The organism is Geodermatophilus sp. SYSU D00708 (assembly GCF_054050115.1).
The window spans coordinates 40,044-60,505 of sequence record NZ_JBJGYS010000014.1; the positions used below are offsets into that span (position 1 = coordinate 40,044).

Annotated in this window: 22 protein-coding genes; 11 read left to right on the forward strand and 11 right to left on the reverse strand. The window is 74.6% G+C overall.

The features are described from left to right. The first annotated feature begins 2 nt into the window (after positions 1 to 2). From ACI79D_RS13330 to ACI79D_RS13360, 7 genes are all read left to right on the forward strand, one after another. Positions 3 to 1,169: a zinc-dependent alcohol dehydrogenase gene (locus ACI79D_RS13330; protein WP_456918900.1), complete on the forward strand. Its 1,167-nt coding sequence runs from the start codon at positions 3 to 5 to the stop codon at positions 1,167 to 1,169. 91 nt (positions 1,170 to 1,260) lie between these two features. Then, positions 1,261 to 1,935, forward strand: a complete 675-nt coding sequence (locus ACI79D_RS13335) for a DUF1345 domain-containing protein (protein WP_456918901.1) — start codon at positions 1,261 to 1,263, stop codon at positions 1,933 to 1,935. A gap of 67 nt (positions 1,936 to 2,002) precedes the next feature. Then, positions 2,003 to 2,899 carry a LysR family transcriptional regulator gene (locus ACI79D_RS13340; protein ID WP_456918902.1) on the forward strand — a complete coding sequence of 299 codons (897 nt, stop codon included), beginning with the start codon at positions 2,003 to 2,005 and terminating at the stop codon, positions 2,897 to 2,899. Between the two features lie 261 nt (positions 2,900 to 3,160). Then, on the forward strand, positions 3,161 to 5,314 hold the full coding sequence (locus ACI79D_RS13345) for a putative bifunctional diguanylate cyclase/phosphodiesterase (protein ID WP_456918903.1): 2,154 nt from the start codon (positions 3,161 to 3,163) through the stop codon (positions 5,312 to 5,314). A gap of 357 nt (positions 5,315 to 5,671) precedes the next feature. Then, positions 5,672 to 5,911 (forward strand): hypothetical protein, encoded by a 240-nt coding sequence (locus ACI79D_RS13350; RefSeq protein WP_456918904.1) that lies wholly within the window; start codon positions 5,672 to 5,674, stop codon positions 5,909 to 5,911. Continuing rightward, positions 5,866 to 6,912, forward strand: a complete 1,047-nt coding sequence (locus tag ACI79D_RS13355) for a helix-turn-helix transcriptional regulator (protein ID WP_456918905.1) — start codon at positions 5,866 to 5,868, stop codon at positions 6,910 to 6,912. The genes ACI79D_RS13350 and ACI79D_RS13355 overlap by 46 nt, the downstream gene beginning before the upstream one ends. Continuing rightward, on the forward strand, positions 6,909 to 7,121 hold the full coding sequence (locus ACI79D_RS13360) for a hypothetical protein (protein WP_456918906.1): 213 nt from the start codon (positions 6,909 to 6,911) through the stop codon (positions 7,119 to 7,121). Before ACI79D_RS13355 ends, ACI79D_RS13360 begins: the two co-directional genes overlap by 4 nt. A gap of 4 nt (positions 7,122 to 7,125) precedes the next feature. Here the strand turns inward: ACI79D_RS13360 and ACI79D_RS13365 are convergent, their stop codons facing one another. Then, the gene (locus ACI79D_RS13365; RefSeq protein WP_456918907.1) at positions 7,126 to 9,333 is read right to left on the reverse strand and encodes a SpoIIE family protein phosphatase; all 2,208 of its coding nucleotides are present in this window, start codon (positions 9,331 to 9,333) and stop codon (positions 7,126 to 7,128) included. A gap of 314 nt (positions 9,334 to 9,647) precedes the next feature. Here ACI79D_RS13365 and ACI79D_RS13370 point away from each other — a divergent pair, with 314 nt between their 5' ends. Further along, the gene (locus tag ACI79D_RS13370; protein ID WP_456918908.1) at positions 9,648 to 9,890 is read left to right on the forward strand and encodes a hypothetical protein; all 243 of its coding nucleotides are present in this window, start codon (positions 9,648 to 9,650) and stop codon (positions 9,888 to 9,890) included. On the opposite strand, the gene ACI79D_RS13375 is transcribed toward ACI79D_RS13370, so the two are convergent. Beyond that, positions 9,868 to 10,161: a flagellar FlbD family protein gene (locus ACI79D_RS13375; protein ID WP_456918909.1), complete on the reverse strand. Its 294-nt coding sequence runs from the start codon at positions 10,159 to 10,161 to the stop codon at positions 9,868 to 9,870. The two genes, ACI79D_RS13370 and ACI79D_RS13375, sit on opposite strands and share 23 nt — an antisense overlap. A gap of 349 nt (positions 10,162 to 10,510) precedes the next feature. On the opposite strand from ACI79D_RS13375, the gene ACI79D_RS13380 reads away from it, so the two are divergent. The 3 genes from ACI79D_RS13380 (at position 10,511) to ACI79D_RS13390 (ending at position 13,799) form a co-directional block, all read left to right on the forward strand. Further along, positions 10,511 to 12,178 carry a DUF222 domain-containing protein gene (locus tag ACI79D_RS13380; protein ID WP_456918910.1) on the forward strand — a complete coding sequence of 556 codons (1,668 nt, stop codon included), beginning with the start codon at positions 10,511 to 10,513 and terminating at the stop codon, positions 12,176 to 12,178. Beyond that, a complete protein-coding gene (locus tag ACI79D_RS13385) occupies positions 12,165 to 12,878 on the forward strand; it encodes a class I SAM-dependent methyltransferase (protein WP_456918911.1) in 714 nt (237 codons plus the stop codon). The genes ACI79D_RS13380 and ACI79D_RS13385 overlap by 14 nt, the downstream gene beginning before the upstream one ends. A gap of 222 nt (positions 12,879 to 13,100) precedes the next feature. Next, positions 13,101 to 13,799 carry a response regulator gene (locus ACI79D_RS13390; RefSeq protein WP_456918912.1) on the forward strand — a complete coding sequence of 233 codons (699 nt, stop codon included), beginning with the start codon at positions 13,101 to 13,103 and terminating at the stop codon, positions 13,797 to 13,799. A 66-nt stretch (positions 13,800 to 13,865) separates the two neighbouring features. On the opposite strand, the gene ACI79D_RS13395 is transcribed toward ACI79D_RS13390, so the two are convergent. The 9 genes from ACI79D_RS13395 to ACI79D_RS13435 form a co-directional block, all read right to left on the reverse strand. Then, the gene (locus ACI79D_RS13395) at positions 13,866 to 14,459 is read right to left on the reverse strand and encodes a hypothetical protein (RefSeq protein ID WP_456918913.1); all 594 of its coding nucleotides are present in this window, start codon (positions 14,457 to 14,459) and stop codon (positions 13,866 to 13,868) included. A gap of 129 nt (positions 14,460 to 14,588) precedes the next feature. Continuing rightward, positions 14,589 to 15,185, reverse strand: coding sequence for a hypothetical protein (locus tag ACI79D_RS13400; RefSeq protein WP_456918914.1), 597 nt, complete (start codon positions 15,183 to 15,185; stop codon positions 14,589 to 14,591). Next, on the reverse strand, positions 15,182 to 15,790 hold the full coding sequence (locus ACI79D_RS13405; protein WP_456918915.1) for a signal peptidase I: 609 nt from the start codon (positions 15,788 to 15,790) through the stop codon (positions 15,182 to 15,184). Before ACI79D_RS13405 ends, ACI79D_RS13400 begins: the two co-directional genes overlap by 4 nt. 34 nt (positions 15,791 to 15,824) lie before the next feature. Continuing rightward, on the reverse strand, positions 15,825 to 16,445 hold the full coding sequence (locus tag ACI79D_RS13410) for a TasA family protein (protein ID WP_456918916.1): 621 nt from the start codon (positions 16,443 to 16,445) through the stop codon (positions 15,825 to 15,827). Between the two features lie 186 nt (positions 16,446 to 16,631). After that, positions 16,632 to 17,306: a response regulator gene (locus ACI79D_RS13415; protein WP_456918917.1), complete on the reverse strand. Its 675-nt coding sequence runs from the start codon at positions 17,304 to 17,306 to the stop codon at positions 16,632 to 16,634. Then, positions 17,303 to 17,917 carry a signal peptidase I gene (locus tag ACI79D_RS13420; protein WP_456918918.1) on the reverse strand — a complete coding sequence of 205 codons (615 nt, stop codon included), beginning with the start codon at positions 17,915 to 17,917 and terminating at the stop codon, positions 17,303 to 17,305. Before ACI79D_RS13420 ends, ACI79D_RS13415 begins: the two co-directional genes overlap by 4 nt. Before the next feature lie 34 nt (positions 17,918 to 17,951). Continuing rightward, a complete protein-coding gene (locus ACI79D_RS13425; RefSeq protein ID WP_456918919.1) occupies positions 17,952 to 18,563 on the reverse strand; it encodes a TasA family protein in 612 nt (203 codons plus the stop codon). Between the two features lie 168 nt (positions 18,564 to 18,731). Then, positions 18,732 to 19,988 (reverse strand): sensor histidine kinase, encoded by a 1,257-nt coding sequence (locus tag ACI79D_RS13430; protein WP_456918920.1) that lies wholly within the window; start codon positions 19,986 to 19,988, stop codon positions 18,732 to 18,734. Continuing rightward, positions 19,985 to 20,374 (reverse strand): response regulator transcription factor, encoded by a 390-nt coding sequence (locus ACI79D_RS13435; RefSeq protein WP_456918921.1) that lies wholly within the window; start codon positions 20,372 to 20,374, stop codon positions 19,985 to 19,987. The genes ACI79D_RS13430 and ACI79D_RS13435 overlap by 4 nt, the downstream gene beginning before the upstream one ends. Positions 20,375 to 20,462: the final 88 nt, after the last annotated feature.

Here is a 20,462-nt window from a genome sequence, read left to right on the forward strand (position 1 = left end):
CGGTGACCTGGCGGGGCGTCAACGAGATCGGTGTCGAGGACGTCCCCGAGCCGACGATCCTCAACGACCACGACGTCATCCTCGAGGTCGGCCTGTCGGTGACCTGCGGCTCCGACCTGCACCTGCTGGGGGGCTACATCCCCGCCATGCGCGCCGGCGACGTGCTCGGGCACGAGTTCATGGGCACGGTGGCCGAGGTCGGGCCCGGGGTGACCAAGCACCGGGTCGGTGACCGGGTGGTGGTGGCCTCGTTCATCGGCTGCGGGCAGTGCTGGTACTGCAAGCAGGAGCTGTGGTCGCTGTGCGACAACGGCAATCCCAACCCGGGGATCACCGAGGCGCTGTGGGGGCAGTCCATCGGCGGCTGCTTCGGCTACTCGCACGCGATGGGCGGCTGGGCGGGCAGCCACGCGCCCTACATCCGGGTGCCCTACGCCGACCAGGGGGCCTTCGCCATCCCCGACGGCGTCTCCGACGAACGGGCCCTGTTCGCCTCCGACGCCGCACCCACCGGCTGGACGGGGGCGCACCAGGCCGAGGTCCGGCCGGGTGACGTCGTCGCGGTGTGGGGCGCCGGGGGAGTGGGCCAGATGGCGGCCCGCGCGGCCATGCTCATGGGCGCCGAACGGGTCGTCGTCATCGACCGGTACGACAACCGGCTCGAGCAGGTCCGCACGCACATCGGGGCGGAGACCCTCGACTACGAGGAGGTCGACGTCCCCGCCGAGCTGCGCGAGATGACCGGTGGCCGGGGACCGGACGTCTGCATCGAGGCGGTGGGCATGGAGGCGCACAGCAACGGCCCGCAGTTCCTCTACGACCAGGTCAAGCAGCAGATGCGGCTGCAGTCGGACCGGCCGACCGCCCTGCGGGAGGCGATCTACGCCTGCCGCAAGGGCGGGACGGTGTTCGCGCTGGGCGTGTTCGGCGGCCTGGTGGACAAGTTCCCGATGGGGGCGGTGATGAACAAGGCGCTGACCCTGCGCGGCGCCCAGCAGCACGGGCACCGCTACATCCCGGAGATCCTCGACCGCATGAGCCGGGACGAGGTGCGGACCGAGCACCTGGCCACCCACGTGATGCCGCTCGACGACGGGCCGAAGGGCTACCGGATGTTCAAGGAGAAGGAGGACGGGTGCGTCCGTGCCGTGTTCCGTCCGGGTGGCTGAGGCGCCGACGGGCGGACCGCCCCGGTCCCCGGCGCCGAGCCGGGCGGTGGACCGGGACCGGCCCCTCGCCGGCCCGGTGCCGGGCCACGGGGTGAGCGTTGCAGGCGGCGGGACGGCGGTGGAGGCGCACCGGCGGCCGACGATCCTGTCGTGGCGCCGCCTGCTGGTCTGTCTCGGCGGCGGCCTCCTCGCGGCCGGGCTGACCGTGGTCGCCGGCGTCCCGGAGATCGCGGTGCTCGTCGGCTGGGCCGTCGCCGCCGGCGGCCTGCTGCTCTGGGTGTGGCGGATCAGTTGGCCGCGCGACGCGGCGGGGACCAAACGGCTGGCCGAGGAGGAGGGGCAGACCCGGGTCACGGACACTGCCGTGCTGTGTGCGGCCGTGGCCAGCCTCGCCGCCGTCGTGGAGGCCCTCGTCCGGTCCAGCTCGGGAGACGCCGTCGGCGTCGCCACCGTGGTGCTCGGCGTCCTGGTGGTGATCCTGTCGTGGGCGCTGGTCAACACGGTCTTCGCCCTCAAGTACGCGCGCCGGTACTACTCCGGCGGGGACGGCGGCATCGACTTCGGCCAGCGGGAACCGCCCGCCTACAGCGACTTCGCCTACGTCGCGTTCACCGTGGGCATGAGCTTCGCGGTGCCGGACACCCAGCTCGAGGACACGTCGATCCGCAAGGTCGCCCTCGGGCACGCTCTGCTCTCGTACCTGTTCGGGACCGTCGTCATAGCCGTGGCCGTCAACCTCGTCACCAACCTGGGGCAGCAGGGATAGTGCCGCGGCCGGGTCGGGCACCCTCGGGGGGCTGGACGTTCCGAGAGGGTGGACGGAGGCGGTCGGGGTGGAGCTCAGGCAGCTGGAGTACTTCCTGGCGGTGGTCGAGGAGGGCTCGTTCACCCGCGCCGCGGCGCGGTTGTACATGGTCCAGTCGAGCCTGTCGGCGTCCCTGCTGGGACTGGAGAAGGAGCTCGGCACCGACCTGTTCACCCGCGGCCGCAAGGGAGCCGAGCTGACCGACGCCGGCCGTGCCCTCCTCGAACCCGCCCGGGCGGCGCTGCACGACGCCGAACGGGCTCGTGACGCCGTCGCCGAGATCGCGGGTCTGCTCCGCGGGTCCGTCCGCGTCGCGACGGTGGCCGTGCCGAGGGACGTCGACGTCTTCGAGACGATCAGGCCCTTCCAGGAGCGGCATCCGGGGGTGGCGATCAGCGTGCTCCACGACGGCGCGCGCGACCTCCTCGGCCTGGTCGCCGAGGGCACGGCGGACTTCGCCATCACTCCGCTCACACACCGGACGACGCCCGCGCTGCGCTTCGATCCCCTGCTCAGCACGCCGTTGGTCCTGCTCTGCCCGCCGGGGCACCGGCTCGCGGGCGCCCGGGGCGTGGAACTCGGCGACGTGCTCGACGAGCCGCTGATCGACCTGCCGCGAGGGTGGTGGGTCCGCGACCTGTTCGATCGGGTGTTCGCCGAGCGCGACCTGCCCCGCTGCGTGCGTCTCGAGGTGGACGAGTGGTTCGGCGTCCTGACGATGGTCCGCCGCGGGATGGGCATCGCCTGCGGCCCGCTGGCCTGCGTCGACGAGACGCTGTTCGGGGACCTGGCGGTCGCCACCCTCGCCGATGCGCCGACGTGGGAACTCGGCATCGCGACCAGGGACGAGGCGCTCCGAGGGGCTGCCGGTCGCGCGTTCCTGGACGCCTACCGGCGGCAGTGCCGGGAGCGTCTCGGAGGCTGATCCGCGGCACGGGCCGCGGCAGCCATCGCCCGCGTCGATCGGTCCCATCGGCGTCGCGCGCCGTCGTCCGGTCGACCCCCCTCGCCGGGCTACCGATACTCGGAGGGTCACCGCACGACGCGCCGGCCGCCTGCCGGCCACCGCACGCGACCCCGGGAGGCCGTGATCGTCGCTCCGAGGCACGGGGCGTCCCGGCAGAACCGGCTCACCCGAATTGCGGAACACGGTCAACCGCAACCGTCGATCCGCCGATACGCCGATGTGATCCTCGAGTCGGCTTCCTCGACGCTGCGCAGCAGCGTCTACGAGGCACTGTTCGTCCACGGTCTCGACGGGGTGCTGATCACCTCGGCCGACGGGCGCACCCTCGGCGCGAACGGGCGGGCCTGCGAGCTGCTCGGCCGGACGGAGCTCGAGCTGATCGAGCTCGGCCGGGACGGGGTCGTCGACCGGCGTGACCCCCGGTGGAGGGAGGCGCTCGAGACCCGGGCCCGGGAGGGTGCGTTCCGCGGGGTGTTCCGGTTGCGCCGCAGCGACGGGTCCACCTTTCCCGCCGAGGTCACCACCGCCACGTTCCTCGACGGGGACTCCCCACGCGCGTACGTGTCCTTCCGGGACGTGAGCACCGCGGAGGCCGAGGCGGCGCGGGCTGAGGCGACCACGCGGACGGCGGCCGAGCTCGTCGACAGCCTCGAGTCGATCAGCGACATGTACATCGGCGTCGACGCAGACTGGCGGATGACGTACATCAACGCGCAGGCCGAGGCCCGGCTGGGACTGGTGCGCGACGAGGTCGTGGGCGAGGACATCTGGGTCCGGTTCCCCGCCCTGCTCGGCACGGAGTTCGAGAGGACCTACCGCCAGGTCGCGCGCACCGGACGACCCGCCACCCTCGAGGCGCGCTACGACGGGGCGGATCTGTGGTGCGAGGCCCGGGTGTACCCCCTGCGCCGGGGCGGGATCGCCATCTACTTCCGGGACATCTCCGAGCGGCGCGCCATGGAGCAGGAGCGGGAACGCCTGCTGGCCGCCGAGCGGGCGGCCCGCGCGGCAGCCGAACGGGCGCAGCGCGACCTGGCCCACCGGGCCACGCACGACGAGCTGACGGGTCTGCTGAGCCGCGCCGGTCTGCTGCAGGAGGTGGACCGGGTCCTGGTCGGTCAGCCGGAGGCCCGGCTCACCGTCGCCTTCATCGACCTGGACCGGTTCAAGCTGGTCAACGACAGCCTGGGGCACGGCGCAGGGGACCACCTGCTGAGCGAGTTCGCACGGCGGCTCGCCGCTCTGGCAGGTCCGGCTCATCTCGTGGCCCGCTTCGGTGGCGACGAGTTCGTGGTGGTCCTGGTGGACCGCTCCGCCGAGGAGGCCGGCCGGTTCGCCCAGGAGGTGATCGAGGTGAGCCGGGAGCCGGTCGAAGTGGGTGCGCGCCTCCTGGTCACCGTCAGCGTCGGCCTGGCCACGGCGACCGGTCCGGCCGATCTCGACATCCTGCTCCGGGAGGCCGACGCGGCGCTCTACCGCGCCAAGGACACCGGACGGGAACGGGCTGTCTGGTTCGACGAGCAGATGCACGTGGAGTCGATGCACCGGGTCGCGATCGAGAACGACCTGCGCCACGCCCTGGACCGGGACGAGCTGCTGGTGGAGTACCAGCCCGCCTTCGACCTCCGGGTCGAGCGGATCTGCCACGTCGAGGCCCTGGTCCGGTGGCGGCATCCCGTCCGTGGCCTCGTCGGTCCACAGGAGTTCATCCCGGTCGCCGAGGAGACGGGGCTGATCCACCGCATCGGCGAGCTGGTCCTCGCCCGGGCCCTCGAGCAGGCCGGCCGGTGGGCGCACCTCCCTGAGCTGCGGGTGTGGGTCAACGTGTCCCCGCAGCAGCTGGCCGACCGCGGGTTCCCCGCCCGGCTCGCTGCCCAGCTGGACCGTGCCGGCCTGCCCGCGCATCGCCTCGGGATCGAGGTGACCGAGTCGGCGCTCGCCGACTGCTCCCGGCCGGGGGAGGTGCTGCGGCGGATACGCGACCTGGGGGTGGCGATCGCCATCGACGACTTCGGGACCGGCTACAGCTCGCTGGCCCGCCTGAGCGAGTTCCCCGTCGACGTCATCAAGGTGGACAGGTCCTTCGTCCACGACCTCGCGACACCTCGCGGCGAGGCGTTGGTGGCCGGCATCGTGACGTTGGCGCAGGCCATCGGCGCGCACGTCATCGCGGAGGGGGTCGAGACCCTGCCGCAGCTGACCGCGCTCAGCGCCCTCGGGGTGGACTCCGCCAGCGGGTACCTCCTCGCCCGCCCGTCCGCGCCCGAGCACCTGCCCCTGACGCTCCCCGCCGAGGCGTCCTTCCGCTGGCGGACCGGCCTGCACCCCACCGTGGCGCGGGCCCCTGGCCAGACGTCGTCGTCGACGAGGTAGCGAGCGCGCCGGTGCGGCCCGGTCCCGCGTCCCGGACGCGTAGGAGTGGGGCGGCCCGGCCGACGCCAGCTCGTACGGGCGGCGGCCGGGTCCTCCGTGCCGTTGCGTCGCGGAACTGTCGTTCCTTGCCATCTGCCGTGGCGCTGCGGTCGGGGCGCGCCGAGTCGGACGCCGGGGCGGACCTTCGCGGATCTGGCGGGGCGTAGCGTTCGGCGCGCCCCCGTGCGGCGGTGGGCGCGGCATCGGTCGACCGCCACGGAGCGGGCCGGCGAACCGTCGTTCTTCGTCGGCGCAGGCCGAGGTGCGCGGTCCTCGACGACTCCCGCGCAGCTCGCCCGACGGACGAGGGGAGCCGCCGTGAGTGACGACGCGGTGGTCCGTCGGGAGATGACCGAGGTGGCCGCCTCCGCCGACACGCTGCCCCGCCGCGCCGAGCAGCTGTTGGCGGTACTCCGCCGCGTCGTTCCCTTCGAGGGCGCGTGGCTGGCCCTCGCCGACCTGCACCACTCGGTCTACACCACGCTGGCGGCGCGGATCTCACCGACTCGATCGTGGCGTTCCTCGAGAGCTCCGCACACATCCGCGACGTCGAGGTGACCAGCAGCCACCGCGCCACCGCTCCGATCACCCCGTCGGACCTGCCCTACCCGATCGAGGAACTGCCCACCTGGGCCGACCAGCTGCTCCCCGCGGGCTACCGCGACTCGATGGCCGTGTCCCTGTTCGCGCCCGACCGGCGCCCGTTCGGCTACCTCGCGCTGTTGACGGACAGGGAGCAGTCGCCGCTGCCGCAGATGCGCCCAGTTCTTGCCCGGGTCACCGCGGCGCTCGCCTACGCGATCGACCCGCTGCACTGCCTGACCGCGGCCGTTGGCCTGGTGCAGGGAGCGCGGGGCGCGGTGGTGCTCCACGCCGACGGCGAGATCGCGCCGCTGCCGGGGCTGGACGGGCACGCGCTGCTCGCCGCCGGCTCGCCGGCGCTGATCGCCGCCCGCGAGCACCTCGCCGCCGGCCGGACCTACACGTCCTTCCTGTGGCCGCTGGGCGGCCGGCACGCCCCGCACGGACACCTGCGCATCACCGCGATGGCTCCTCCCGCGGACCTGCCGCTCCATCTGACCGGGTTGGTGCTGCCGGCACCGCCCGGGGACCTGCGCGGGCTCACGCCGCGCGAACTCGAGGTCCTGGGGCTGCTGGTCGAGGGGGCGTCGAACGCGGCGATCGCCCGCGCACTCATCGTCGCCCCGTGCACCGTCGCGGGCGGGGCTGTTCGTGCCGCCCTCTCCGTGATCGGCCGCACGGAGCCGGGCATGGCTGAGCTGCCACCACGCGGGGCACGGGTCGCGGCCGAGGTCGCCGGGGTCGGGCCGATCAGTCAGGAGGAGCGGGCGCAGGCGGTGCTGGCCGCGCTGCGCCGGGTGGTGCCGTTCGCGGCCGGCTGTCGCCCAACGCGACCGCCAGGGTGTGCGGCTTGGTGGCCTGCCTGCTCGTGCGCGCAGCCCCCCTCGACCGCCCGCCGATGCTCGACCTGCTCGCGGAAGGCGACCTCCTGCAGGTCCGCGTGCTGCCCGGGTCCCGCCTGCACGGGGTCCACGTGAACGAGCTGCGGCTGCCGGACGGCGCGACGCCCGGGCTGCCGGCCAGGGACGGCGCGACGTTCGCCGTCGCACCGCACACCCGCCTGCAGACCGACGACGTCCTCCTGGTGTTCACCGACCCGGCCGATCGGCACGCCACCGAGAAGCGGATCCTGGCGGTGCACCGCAGCGGCCGGCTGGCGCACCGGCTGGGCGACACCGGCTCGTGAGCGGTCAGCCGGTGCGTTCCCCCGGCACCAGGTGCAGCCCAGCGCGGATCCCCGGAGGGTGCAGCAGCTCCCGGTCGGCCGGGGCGTCGTCGTCCGCCGTCCGGTCGCTGTCCAGGCGCAGGCACAGCAGCACGACGTCGTCCTGCAGGCGCCGGCCGGCGGTGAGCTCGGCCATGACGACGTCCCGCCAGACCGCCGGGTCGTCGGCGTCGATCCCCTCGGCGACGGCCGACAGCAGGCCCATGCCGGCGTCGAGGTCGCTGTCCCGGCGCTCGACGAGGCCGTCGGAGTACCAGAGCAGCACCGAGCCGGGCGGGACGGCGAGCTCTGCCTCGGCGCGGGGCTTGTCGGTGACGGCGAGCGGGGTGGAGCGGCCGCCCTGCAGGTACCGGGCCCGGCGGTCGGTGACCAGCAGCGGGGGAGGGTGGCCCGCGCAGGCGTAGCGCAGGACGCACGTCCGGGGGTCGTACTCCCCGTAGGCGAGGGTGGCGAAGGCCGCCCCGGGGATGCTCGGGCAGGCCTCGTCCAGCGCCTCGAGCACCTGCCGCGGTCCGGCGTGCCGGCCGCCGGCGATGACCCGCAGCGCCGAGTGCAACCGGCCCATCGCGGCCGCGGCGGGCAGGTCGTGTCCGACGATGTCCCCGACGACGATGGCGGCCCGCCCGCCGGGCAGGGGGAAGACGTCGTACCAGTCGCCGCCGATGTCGTGCTCCTGGTCGGCCGGCCGGTAGCAGCCGGCGACGGCCACCCCGGGCAGGTGGTCGGGCAGCACCGGGAGGAAGGCCTGCTGCAACTGGTGGGCGGCCTCGTGCTCCTGCTCGTAGAGCCGCGCCCGGAGCAGCGCCTGGGCCATCAGCTCGGCGAGGGTGCTCGCGACGGCGGCGACCTCGGCGTCGCCCGCGGCGTCCGAGCCGAACCCGAAGCCGAGCGCACCGACGGTCACCTCGCCGATCCGGGCCGGCACCGCCAGCGCGCTGCAGCTGCCGTCCGGCGGCTCGCCGGCCAGGCCGGCCGGGAAGGTGGCGTGCAGCGCCGGGAACTGCGCCCGGACCTGCCGGCCGCAGCCGACGGCGACGGCGAGGAGGGCGGGGGCGTCCAGCGGGAGGTCCCGTTCCACCGGTGCGGAGTCGTCCGGCACGGTGCGCCAGGTGCGCAGCCGCGAGCCGTCCGGGGTGAGGACGCCGACCACGCCCTGGTCGGCGACCAGGCCGATGCCGCGCCGGACGAGCACCTGGGCGATCGCGTCCGACGTGGCCGCGTTGGCCAGCCCCGCCGTCACCTCCTGCAGGGCCTCCACCCGGCGGCGCACCGCCCGGTCCCGCTCGGAGACGGTCCGGGCCCGCTGCCGCTCCTCGATCTCGACGGCCAGCAGCCAGGCGGTCAGGACGGCGACGGCGAGGAACAGCTGCAGGCTGGCGATCTCCAGGTTGGGGACCCCGGCCAGGATCGCCCAGGGGCCCCGGCCCGCGGCGGTCACCACGTTCGCGGTCAGGGTCACGGCCAGCCCGGCGGCGGTCACCATGGGGACGCCGTACACGAACGCGTAGGCGATCAGCAGCGGGACGGTGGCGTAGCTGAGCGGCACCACCGTCGGCCAGAACGCCAGCACGGTGACCCCCGCGGCCAGGGTCACCAGCAGGACCCGCCGGACCGTCGTCCCGAGCGTGGGCCAGGCGCCGTCCGTGCGCCAGGTGAGCACCGTGCCGGCCACGGTGAGGACGCCCAGGCCGTCGCCGGCCCAGAACGGGAAGAAGGCGTCGAACCAGTCGCGGCCCATCGCCAGGTGGTTGGTGGTCGCGCCGATCAGCGCACCCACGAACGGTCCGGCGAGCACGCCGCAGCCGATGAACGCGCCGAGGTCGCGACGCCGCCGCAGGTCGATCCGCCGGACGAACCGGCGCAGCAGCAGCGCACCCACCAGGGGCTCGGCGACGTTGGCCAGCACGAAGCCGGCCACCGACGGGGCGGGCAGCCCGAAGTACAGGTCGACGGCGGCCTCGACGACGGCCGCGGTGCCGAGCACCCACGGCCACCGGCGCGGTGGGGTGAGGACCAGCGCAGCGAACGTGACCCCGGCGGGCGGGAAGAGCACCGCGCCGACGGCCGAGGCCTCGAAGAGCGCGAAGGACGCCGCCGATCCGGCGGCGTAGGCGGCGCCCACGACGAGCACGAGCCGCCACGGAGGCTGGGGAGAGCGCTGCCGGCTCGTCATCGAGCGCTCCGCGGATCGAGACCTCGCAACGTCGTCACGGGCTCTCGTGACCGCCACATCATCGCCCGCTCCGCGGTCGCCGTCACCCCCGCTGTCGGGTGCCGTCCGCGGTCCGGCGTCGTCCCGTGTCCGGCATCGGCCCGCGCATCCGGCGTCGGCCCGCGCATCCGGCGTCGGCCCGCGCTTCTTGCGGGAGCCTTGCGCCGCGGCGGGGGAGGTCGTGCGGGGCGCGCCCGAGAGTGGGCGTCGTCCGGCGGGGGGTCCGTCGACGAATACCGAGGAGTGGCAGCGTGACGGCGTCGACCCTTGAGTGCGTGACCTGGGTGTCCTCGGCCATCGCGCTGCCCTATCCCGACGGGCGCAGCGCCCTGGTCGGCCTGCGGGCGGAGATCGACCACGAGGTCGCGCGCGGCGACGTGGGGACGCCGGACTGGTCCACCGCGGTGCTCGTCGGGCCGGTCCCCCTGCACGAGGGCGAGGGGCAGCGGTGGTTCGACTACGTGCTGTCGGTCGCCTGCCGCCGGGGCGCAGCGGCTACGGGAGACGGACCGGGATGACCGGGCCGGGCGCGTGGGCCTCCGGTGCGACGGCGGAGCGGCCCAGCCCCAGCGGGTCGGGGTCCTCGCCGCGGTCGAGGACGTAGCAGGCGGCGATGACGCCGGCGCGGTCGTCGCGGATCTTCTCGATGATCTCGTCGATCGTCTCGACGACGCAGTACCGCGCGCCGTCGGTCAGGAAGACGACCGTGTCGGGAGTCGCCTCGACGCGCTCGATGGCGTCGGGGTCGAGGCGGCAGTAGTCGCCGCTGCGGCGGATGAGGCCGATCATGGCGGTCCTCCTGCTCGGCGGGGCATCGGGTCCCGGCGGCGGTCCCTGGGTGTCGGGCAGCCTCACCTTCGGCGGGTGGGTGCTCGCCCTTGAGTCCGGTGGTGGGAGCCGCCCCCAAGGGGTGAGCGTTCCCGCGGGAACGCGGGGCGGGTCGGGCTCGCACCGTCCGCCCGCGCCCCTCGGGCTCCTGCGCCGTGGCCGGGCGTTCCCGCGGGGACGCGGGGCGGGCTCCAGCTGGCGTCCTCCGCTGTCGAGCGAACCGACTCCCGCGCCCGTCGAGACGTTCCCGCAGGAAAGCCTCGACGCCGCGACCTGCAGGATTGTCACTCCCCGCGCCTAGGCTTCGAACATGCGTACGAATGAGGGGCCTGCGTCCGCCGGAACCGACCCCGCCGGAACCGATCTGGCGGAACTGGCCCGGCGGATCACGTCCGGCGCGGTGCGGCTGGCCGCGGCCACCGCGGCGTGGCTGACGCTGGTGGCCGAGTTCGACCGCCGGGAGGGCTGGGGCGCCTACGGCATCCGCTCATGTGCCCACTGGCTGGCGTGGCAGTGCGGCATGTCGCCGGGGACGGCGCGCGAGCACGTCCGGGTGGCCCGGGTCCTCATCGCCCTGCCCCGGATCGGTGCCGCCTTCGCGGCCGGCCGGCTGTCCTACTCCAAGGTGCGCGCCCTGACCCGCGTCGCCGAGCCGGACACCGAGGCCGAGCTGCTGGAGTTCGCGCTGGAGGCCACCGCCTCGCAGACCGAACGCGTCGTGCGCCAGTGGCGGCGTGCGGACGCCGCCGACCGGGATCGGGTCGCCGCCAAGCGGCAGTTCGAGTACTGGTGGGACGACGACGGCATGCTCACCGTCCACCTGCGCCTGGACGCCGAGCAGGGGGCTCGGTTCCTCGCCGGGGTGGACTCGCTGGCCGAACGCGCTGCCCGGCGGGACCGCGCCCAGGCCAAGCGGGCGGCCGCCGCCGGTGCTCCGGCCGGGCCCGCCGCTGCGCCGGCCTCGACCGCGCCGGAACGCGTCGACGACACCGACGAGGTCGCCATGGCCCGTGAGCGGACCACCGTGCGCCGGTGTGCCGCGCTCGCCCAGCTCGCCGACGCCGCGGCCGATGCCGACCGCCGGGCCGGTGACCCACCGCGGCGGGAGGTCGTCGTGCACGTCGACGCGGCCGTGGTCGCCGACGACGCCGCCGCCGGCCGGGCCTACCTCGAGGGTGGCCCTGCCCTGCACGCCACGGACGTGCGCCGGATGCTGTGCGAGGCCACCGTCGTGACGATGCTCGCCGCGGGGCGGGAGCCGCTGGCCGTGGGCCGGGGCCGACGCCTGGCGACCCGCGCCCAGCGACGCGCCCTGCTCCGGCGCGACGGCGGCTGCGCCCGGCCTGGCTGCCCCGAGGTGCGGATCGAGCGGCTGCACGCCCACCACCTGCGGCACTGGATCTTCGGCGGGCGCACCGACGTGGACAACATGGTGCTGCTCTGCGACGCCGACCACGGCCTGGTCCACGACCTGGACCTGGTCATGACCCGCCGTCACGGCGAGCTGGTCGTCACCACTCCCGACGGCCGCCGGGTGTGGGGTGTTGCTGACGCCGCGTTCGACGCCGGCCTGGCGGGTCTGTCGGACCCGTCCGGTCCGTCCCGTCCGTCGGGTGTGCCGGCCGACCCTGGCCCGGCCGCACCGGAGGGTGTTCGGCGTTCCGGCGGTGTGGGCGCCGGGGAGCGGTTCGGCGGGATCCACCCGATCGACCAGCAGGCCGGACGCCGCCCGCAGGCTGCACCCGCCCGCCTCCGGGGCGTCGAGGGGCCCGGCTCGCGCGGCACGGACGAGCCCCCGGCGGCTGCCGGCGGCAGCGCGACGGTGACCGAGCTGCTCTTCCCCGACGGTGCGCCGGACCTGCCCGACGCGCCGCACGTCAACGGCGAGCGGATCGACCTCGGCTACGTGGTCAGCGTCCTCATGGGGCACCGCGACTTCGTCCGCCGGCTCGCAGCGCAGGCCGGTGTGGCGGCGTGAGGACGACGGTGGGATCGCGTTCCCGCGGGAACCCGACGGCAGTAGCCGGCGGGGCCCCGGAAGTGCGGCCCCGGACCGGGTCGGGGGCGGTCACCGCCCAGGGGAGCTGATCCGGGCGTTCCATCGAGAGGAAGCTGACCATGGACGTTTCGTCGAAGGTGAGCTGACCGTGACCGCACCGTCGGAACGGATGGCCTGGGCCGCGGAGGTGGTCGCCGCCGAGCCGGGAGAGCGGGTGCTCGAGGTGGGTTGCGGGTCGGGCGCCCTCGTCGCGCTGCTCGCCGACCGCGGGGCCGAGGTGGTCGGGATCGACCGGTCGGCGGCCGTGGTCGCCTCGGCCGTCCGGCGCAACCGCGTCGCGGTCGAGGCCGGCCGGGTCCACCTGCTGACCGCACCACTGCTCGACGCCGACCTCGGCCCCAGGGGGTCCTTCGACGTCGTGGTCGCGTTCGACGTCCGGGCCTTCTGGGATTCCGGTGCCGCGGCGACCTGGGCCGTCGTCGACCGCGCGCTGGCCACTCCGGGACGGGTCGTGGTGGCCTTCTCGGTCATGCGGCCGGGTGCCGAGGTCGCCGTCGTGGACGCGGTCGCCGAGCACGCCGCCCGGCGGGGCCTCGTGGTCGACGGCGTCTCCCGGCGTCCCGCCACGCCGATCGGGTCGGTCGCCGTCCGGTTGCTGCGGCGCGTCAGCGCGGGCTGAGCGAAGACTCCCGCCTCGTCGGGCGGGACGCCTGCCCGAGCGGGGGAGTCCCCGGCCCGCGCGCTCGGACGCGACCGGAGTCACAACCCCACGGAGCCCTCCTCCCTTCGGGGGAGCCCCGGCCCCATCGCTCAAGGCACCCGCAGGCAGCGCCGATCACCCGCTCAGGTGACGGGAGCTCCGTCGCCGGGTCCCACCAGCGCGAGCGGATGGAGGAAGGTCGTGACCGAGCAGTCCGTGCTCGTCGTGGAGGACACCGAGGAGATCCGGGAACTGGTCTGCACGGTCCTGCGCCGCGCGGGGATGGACGTCCGTGCGGTCGCGTCCGGAGCCGAGGCGCTGGCCGAGGTCCGGCGCGCGGCGCCCGACGTCGTCGTCCTGGACCTGGGCCTCCCCGACGCGGACGGCACCGAGGTGTGCCGGCAGATCCGCGCCGAGAGCGAGTGCTACGTCCTCATGCTCACCGCGCGCGCCGAGGAGGTCGACCTGCTGATCGGCCTGGCCGTCGGCGCCGACGGGTACATGGCCAAGCCGTTCTCCCCGCGCGAGCTGGTCGCCCGCGTGCAGGCGATGCTGCGCCGGCCGCGCGTGCCGGCGCCGCGCCCGGCGCCGGTCGAGGAGTCCGTCCTCCGCCTCGCCGACCTCGAGGTGGACGAGGACAGCCGCGAGGTCCGGGTGGACGGCGCCGTGGTCGACCTGACGCGCACCGAGTTCGACCTCCTCGCCGCCCTCGCCTCCCGGCCCGGCCGCGTGCTGCAGCGGGAGACGCTGCTGCGTGAGGTCTGGCAGACCGACTGGGAGGGCAGCGTGCGCCTGGTCGAGGCGCACATGTCCAACCTCCGCCGCAAGCTGCAGGCGGCGGGCCTCAGCTCGCCGGAGATCCGCACCGTCCGCGGGGTGGGCTACCGGCTGGTGGCGTAGCCCGTCCTCCGACACGACAGCGGGCCCGGACCTCACCTGAGGTCCGGGCCCGTCGTGTGTCTGCGGTCAGCAGGTGACGACGTTGCTCAGCTGCGAGTTGGCCGTCCAGCCGTAGCTGGTCAGGGTGACCATCGCCAGCCGCGCCCCGAGGTCGACGACGTCGGCGTCGTAGTGGCCGACCATGGTCGTCGCGGTCGGACCGACGTCGTCGAGGGGGTAGCTGGCGCCGTTGGCCATGATCGCGGCCATCCGGTAGCCGGTGACGCCGGGCGAGGTGCTGCCCTTCCACCTGCCCGTGGCGTAGAGCTCGGTGTCCTTGATCGTCTGCGTCGTGTTGTACTCGGTGGCGCTCGTCCAGGTGGGCGGCGTCGTGGTGTCGCTCTGCACGTTGCTCTTCGCCGTGGCCGTGGTGGACGTCTGGTTCCAGGCGTACATCGTGGTGCCGGTGCTGGTGACCCGGTAGTACCGCTTGATGACGGTCGTCGTCGTGGTGCAGTCCGTGTCCACGCGCACGCTGGTGGGCGGCTGCACGGTGCGGGTGCCCAGCGCGGTCGTCACCGCGGTGGTGTCGGCGAAGAGGGCCTGGGCCGGCAGCGAGGCGCCGACGACGACGGCGACGGTGAGGACGAGCAGGACGACGGTGCGGCGGACGGCGCTCACGGTCCCTCCCTCTCTGTCCGGTGCGGGACTCGGTGTCCCGGCGGTCAGGGACGACTCTGCTGTCCGGACCGCACGCACCGCGCGAGGGAACCGCAAGAGTTCCGCAAGGCCGCGGCTGCGCCGCCCGGTTCAGCAGGTGAGCGTCTTGGAGAGGGCCGAGCTCGCCGTCCAGCCGTAGGTGGTGACCGTGTCGATGGTCAGCTTCAGCGAGGTGGACAGGTAGTCGGCGTCGGCGTTGGCGCTCATCGACGTGGCGTTGGCGCCCTGCGTCATCGTGAACGTGTGGCCGTTGCCCAGGTGCGCGGTCATCTGGTAACCGGCGACCTTCGCCGACGTGCTGCGGGTCCAGGTCGCGCTCGCGTAGAGCTCGGTGTCCTTCGACGTCGTCGTGATCGTGTACTCGTTCCAGCCCGGCCCATTGGTGCGATCCGTCGTCTCGCCGTCCACGTTCTTGTTGCTGCGCTGCGTGGTGGAGGACTGGGAGTAGCCGGTCAGCGTGTCCCCGCCCCACGAGTTGGTGCGGTACGTCCGCTTGGTGACCACGGTCGTGGTGAAGCAGGTCGTGTCCACGTCGACGTCGGTCGGCGGCTGGACGGTCAGCGTCCCGAGGCTCATCGCCGGCGCGGCGGCGGTGTCGGCGAAGAGGGCCTGGGCCGGCAGCGAGGCGCCGACGACCACGGCGACGGTGAGGACGAGCAGGACCAGGGTGCGGCGGACGGTGGTCACGCGTCGTCCTCCTCGTCGCGGGCGGGGCGCCAGATGGTGAGCAGGAGCCAGCCGGCCAGGAGGGCGGGGGCGCCGTAGACGAGGGCGTGGCTGATCCAGGGGGTGCGCAGGGCGGTGAGCAGGTGGCCGAGTTCGGGGATGACGGCCTGGACCTGGTAGGCGGTGTCGCCCTGGAGGACGGCGGTCCAGGGGTCGGGGGTGTCGTTGGCGTCGCCCTGGGTCTGGACGGTGACGGTGCCGTCGGGGGCGTGGGTGACGTCGGTGACGCGGTGGGTGACGACGCGGTGGTCGTCGATGGGGATGTGGTAGCTGATGATCATTCCCTCGGTGACGTCGGAGACGGCGAGGGGGGTGCTGATGACGACGTCGCCGGGGTCGATGGCCGGGGCCATGGAGCCGGTGAGCATGGTCATGGTGCGGTAGCCGAGCACGTGCGGGCCGATGGCCAGGCCGGTGAAGGCCACGACCGCCACCAGGACCAGCAGCCGGACCAGCCAGCGGCCGGCGAAGGCGGTCACCGGGGCGAGCACGCGGAGGGCGGGCCGGGCCACCGGGGGCAGCGGGCGGGCTGCCCCCGGCGCGGCGAGGGGGAGGACGGCGGTCATGTCGGGCTCTCCGGTCAGCTCGGCGGGACGGCGGTCAGCGGGCGGTGCCGTTGCGCTGCGTGCCGGTGAAGGTCAGCGAGAGCGTGTTGCTCAGGCCCTGGAACTGGTTGCCCGCCCCCGTGGGCAGGGAGATGCTCAGGACCAGCTGGTCGGTGCTGCCCGGGGTCAGGCTGGCCGGGCTCTGCAGGGCCTCGTCGGCGCGCAGGACGCCACCCGGGGTGAGGACGTTGCGCGCTGTGCCGCCCGAGCAGGAGTAGCTCGGCGCCGTCGGGCTGCCGCCCTGGACCCAGGTCCCGGAGCAGGCCTGCAGCGACAGCTGGAGGCCGTTGGTCTTGTCGGTGGTCAGCACGTTGGACGTGCTGGACGTGACCTTCAGCGACACCGAGGACAGCGCCGAGGTGCCGTCGTTCTTGAGGGCCACCAGGCGGTTGACCGAGTCACCCGGGATGAGGTCGGAGATCGTCGCCGGGATCGGGGTGGCCGGCTGGGTCAGGTCGATCGACACCGTGCCGGTGGACACCTGGGTCGAGACCGGGGTGGTGGAGTCGGTGAAGGTACCGAAGGTGCCCAGGCCGGCGACGGCGGCGGCGGCGCCGATCACGCCGAGGGAACCGACGACCTTGCGGGCGGTGGTGGCGCGGGTCTTGCGGGTCATGGCTGTCGTCTCCTGCATCCGGCCGGGGCGGGGTGTCCCGGCGACAGGAACGACTCTGGAGGCCGAACCGCAGGCACCCCGCCCGCTTTCCGCAAGAGAGGCGCAAGCCTCCCGCGAGGCCAGGGCGGGAGCCTCGGGCAGAGCCTCGGGCAGTGGTGGGCCGGCGGGCTGCGGGCTGCGGGCTGCTCAGGCGCCGGCGACCGAGCGGAGCTCGACGACGAGGTCGTGGGCGAGGATGCCGCGGCGGGCGTCGCGGGCGATCGCCCGGCAGACCGCGGCGACCTCCGGGTGGCCGAGCTGGGCGCTGGTCCCGGCGAGCGTCGTCGACACCTGGGCGAGGGCCGGTGCGTCCCCGGCCCGGGCGCGGTCGGCGATCGCGGTCAGCCGGTCGGGCAGGGCGCTGACGTAGAGCTCCTGCAGCCGGTCCATCACGTCGGCGTCCACGTCTTCGTCGTGCAGGTCGCCGACCTCGGTGACCGGCTGCGGCGCCGCCGCCCGGTCGCGGAGCAGGTCCAGCAGGATCTCGGCACCCACGGGCTTGGGCAGGCAGGCCACGGCGCCGGCGGCGAGCGCGGCGGCCCGCTCCTCCGCGGGGGGGTCGCCGGCGACGACCAGCAGGTGTGCCCGGCTGCCGGCCACGCGCAGGCGGCGGAGCAGGGCGGGGCCCTCGCCCGCCGGGGCCGGCAGGTCGGTGACGACCAGGTCCAGGTCCAGGCGGCGGGCCAGGGTGAGGGCCTCGCGGGTGCCGGGAGCCTCGGAGACGTCCCAGCCGGTCACCCGCAGCAGGCCGGCGACCCGGGCGCGGTCGGTGGCGTCGGCGTCGACCACCAGGGCGGTCGGCCGACGGCGCGGCGAGCTCACGCGTCGTCCTCCTCGTCGCGGGCGGGGCGCCAGATGGTGAGCAGGAGCCAGCCGGCCAGGAGGGCGGGGGCGCCGTAGACGAGGGCGTGGCTGATCCAGGGGGTGCGCAGGGCGGTGAGCAGGTGGCCGAGTTCGGGGATGACGGCCTGGACCTGGTAGGCGGTGTCGCCCTGGAGGACGGCGGTCCAGGGGTCGGGGGCGTCGTTGGCGTCGCCCTGGGTCTGGACGGTGACGGTGCCGTCGGGGGCGTGGGTGACGTCGGTGACGCGGTGGGTGACGACGCGGTGGTCGTCGATGGGGATGTGGTAGCTGATGATCATTCCCTCGGTGACGTCGGAGACGGCGAGGGGGGTGCTGATGACGACGTCGCCGGGGTCGATGGCCGGGGCCATGGAGCCGGTGAGCATGGTCATGGTGCGGTAGCCGAGCACGTGCGGGCCGATGGCCAGGCCGGTGAAGGCCACGACCGCCACCAGGACCAGGGCCCGCACGGACCAGCGGGACACGAGACCCACGGCGGGGCGCAGCCGACCCAGGGTGCGGGCGGCGTCCTCGGCCGGGGACAGCGGGCGGGCTGCCCCCGGCACGGCGAGGGGGAGGACGGCGGTCATGTCGGGCTCTCCGGTCAGCTCGGCGGGACGGCGGTCAGCGGGCGGTGCCGTTGCGCTGCACGCCGGTGAACGTGAGGCTCAGCGTGCTGCTCTTGCCGGCGAACGCGTTGTCGGCCGTGGTCGGCAGCGAGACGGTGAAGACCAGGTTGTCGACCTTGCCGGGGGTCAGGCTGGCGGGCGTGTCGAGCGTGCGGTTGCTAACCGCCGGCCCCGTGCCCAGCGAACGCTGAGTCCCCGAGCAGGTGTAGGTCGGGGCGTCGGCGGTGCCGCCCTGCGTCCAGGCGACCGAGCACGACTTCAGCTCCAGCTGCAGGCCGTTGATGATGTCGGTGGTGAGCACCGTCGAGGTGGACGAGGTCACGCCCAGGGTGACCGAGGACAGCGGCGCGGTGCCGTCGTTGGACAGGGTGACCGCGCGGGACATGGTGTCACCGGGCACGAAGTTGGCCGTGGTGGCCGGGATCGCGGCGGCCGGCTGCGCCAGGTTGACGTCCACGGTGCCGGTGGCGACCTGGGTCGAGATCGGGGTGGTGGAGTCGGTGAAGGTACCGAAGGTGCCCAGGCCGGCGACGGCGGCGGCGGCGCCGATCACGCCGAGGGAACCGACGACCTTGCGGGCGGTGGTGGTGCGGGCCTTGCTGCTCATGTCCTGCGTCTCCTGTCGTGGGGACCGGAACGGGTTGTTCCGGCGACAGGGACGACTCTGGAGGCCGAACCGCAGGCCCCCCGCCCGTCATCCGCAAGAGAGCCGCAAGCCTCCCACGGGATCGCATCCCGGGGAGGCTCGCGAGGGGCGGGGAGGAGGGGGTCCCTCCTAGCGCGGCAGGGTGAGCGTGAAGGTCGTGCCCTGCCCCTCGACGCTGGCCACCTCCAGCGTGCCGCCGTGCGCGGTGGTGATCGCCTTGGTGATCGCCAGCCCCAGCCCGACGCCGGGGACCGCGGCCCGCCGGGCGGTGGAGGCGCGGAAGAAGCGGGCGAACAGCTGCGCCTGCTCGCCGGCCGGGATGCCGATGCCGGTGTCGTTGACCGACAGCCGGGCGACGGGGACGGCGTCCGGCTGAGGGTCGCTGCCGACCTCGCCGTCCGCCGTCCGCCAGGCCTCGCGCAGCGTGAGGGTGACCCGGCCGCCGCGCGGGGTGAACTTCACCGCGTTGGAGACGAGGTTGTCGCAGGCCTGGCCGAGCCGGACGGCGTCCCCGCGGACGACCAGGCCGCCCTCGGGCGCGTCCACCACCACGTCGACGTCGGCGCCGGCCGCGGTGACCCGGGCGGTCTCCTCCGCGGCGCGGACGACGGCGGCGAGGTCGACGTCCTCGGGCTGCAGGCTGAACCGGCCGGCGTCGACCTGGGCGGTGAACAGCAGGTCGCCGACCAGCCGCAGCAGGCGCTGGGCGTTGCGCTCCACCGTGGTCAGGTACTGCCGCTGCTCGTCGGTGAGCGGCTGGTCGGGGTCGTCGAGGACCAGCTCCAGGTAGCCGAGGATCGAGCTCAGCGGCGTGCGCAGCTCGTGGCTGATGAGGCTCACGAACTGGTCCTTCATGCGCTCGGTGGCGCGGACCTCGGTCATGTCCGTGCCGACGAAGTTCCAGCCGGCGTGCGCGCCGGTGTCGTCGGTGCGCGGGGTGACCGCCACGGAGACGGTGAGCTCCTCACCGGCGGCGGTCAGGTACGTCCAGTCGCGGACGTCGCTGCCCTGCTGCTGCGCGGTGCGCACCAGCGCAGCGAGCCCACCACCGGCCTCGGCGAGCTCCTCGGGGAGGTGGAAGTCGGTGATCCGGCGCCGCCGGACGACGGCGGCCCGGGGGAGGCCCAGCATCCGCTCGGCCCCGGGGTTCCAGACCCGGACGACACCGTCGACGTCGGTGCCGATGATCGACTGCTCGGTGACCGCGTCGATGACGCTGGTCATCGTCTGCGCCCGCGCCTGCAGCATCCGCGTGACGACCTCGAGCTCCCCGTCGCGGGTCTGCATCCGGGTGGTCAGGGCCGCGTTCTCCGCCCGCAGGCGCTCGACCTCGGCCTGCAGTGAACGGACGTCGGCGGGCGGCAGCGACGCCTCAGCGGTGGTCATGCGGGCGCTCCGGCGGTCAGGTCCCGGATGCGGGCCACCAGCCCGGCGACCGAGAAGGGCTTGGCGAGGTAGGCGTCGGCTCCGGCGGCCTGCCCGCGGGCGACGTCGTCGGGGGAGGCGCCGGCCGACAGCAGCAGGATCGGGACCGCGGCGGTGCCCGGCTCGGCGCGCAGCGCGGCGCAGACCTCCAGCCCGCTGGCACCGGGCATCGACACGTCGAGGACGGCGAGGTCCGGGGACCCGGCCCGCGCGGCGGTCAGCGCGGCGGTCCCGTCGGCCACGTCGGCGACCACCGTCCCCCCGGCCCGGCGGACGGCCAGGCACACGAGCGCGCGGATGTCGTCCTCGTCGTCGGCCACCAGCACGCGCGGAGCTGCGGTCGGCACGGGCGGGCTCCCTCGCATCCGGCGTCCCGGCGGCTCCGGGTGGTCGTTCCTTCCCGGACGACGTCGGCCTGCCGCAGCCGGTCCTGCA

Coding starts and splice junctions, on each gene's coding strand:
- ACI79D_RS13365 (WP_456918907.1), bottom strand. CDS start 9,333: ATGACGAGCCGGCAGCGCTCTCCCCAGCCTCCGTGGCGGCTCGTGCTC.
- ACI79D_RS13375 (WP_456918909.1), bottom strand. CDS start 10,161: ATGATCGGCCTCATCCGCCGCAGCGGCGACTACTGCCGCCTCGACCCC.
- ACI79D_RS13380 (WP_456918910.1), top strand. CDS start 10,511: ATGCGTACGAATGAGGGGCCTGCGTCCGCCGGAACCGACCCCGCCGGA.
- ACI79D_RS13405 (WP_456918915.1), bottom strand. CDS start 15,790: ATGACCGCCGTCCTCCCCCTCGCCGCGCCGGGGGCAGCCCGCCCGCTG.
- ACI79D_RS13410 (WP_456918916.1), bottom strand. CDS start 16,445: ATGACCCGCAAGACCCGCGCCACCACCGCCCGCAAGGTCGTCGGTTCC.
- ACI79D_RS13420 (WP_456918918.1), bottom strand. CDS start 17,917: ATGACCGCCGTCCTCCCCCTCGCCGTGCCGGGGGCAGCCCGCCCGCTG.
- ACI79D_RS13425 (WP_456918919.1), bottom strand. CDS start 18,563: ATGAGCAGCAAGGCCCGCACCACCACCGCCCGCAAGGTCGTCGGTTCC.
- ACI79D_RS13430 (WP_456918920.1), bottom strand. CDS start 19,988: ATGACCACCGCTGAGGCGTCGCTGCCGCCCGCCGACGTCCGTTCACTG.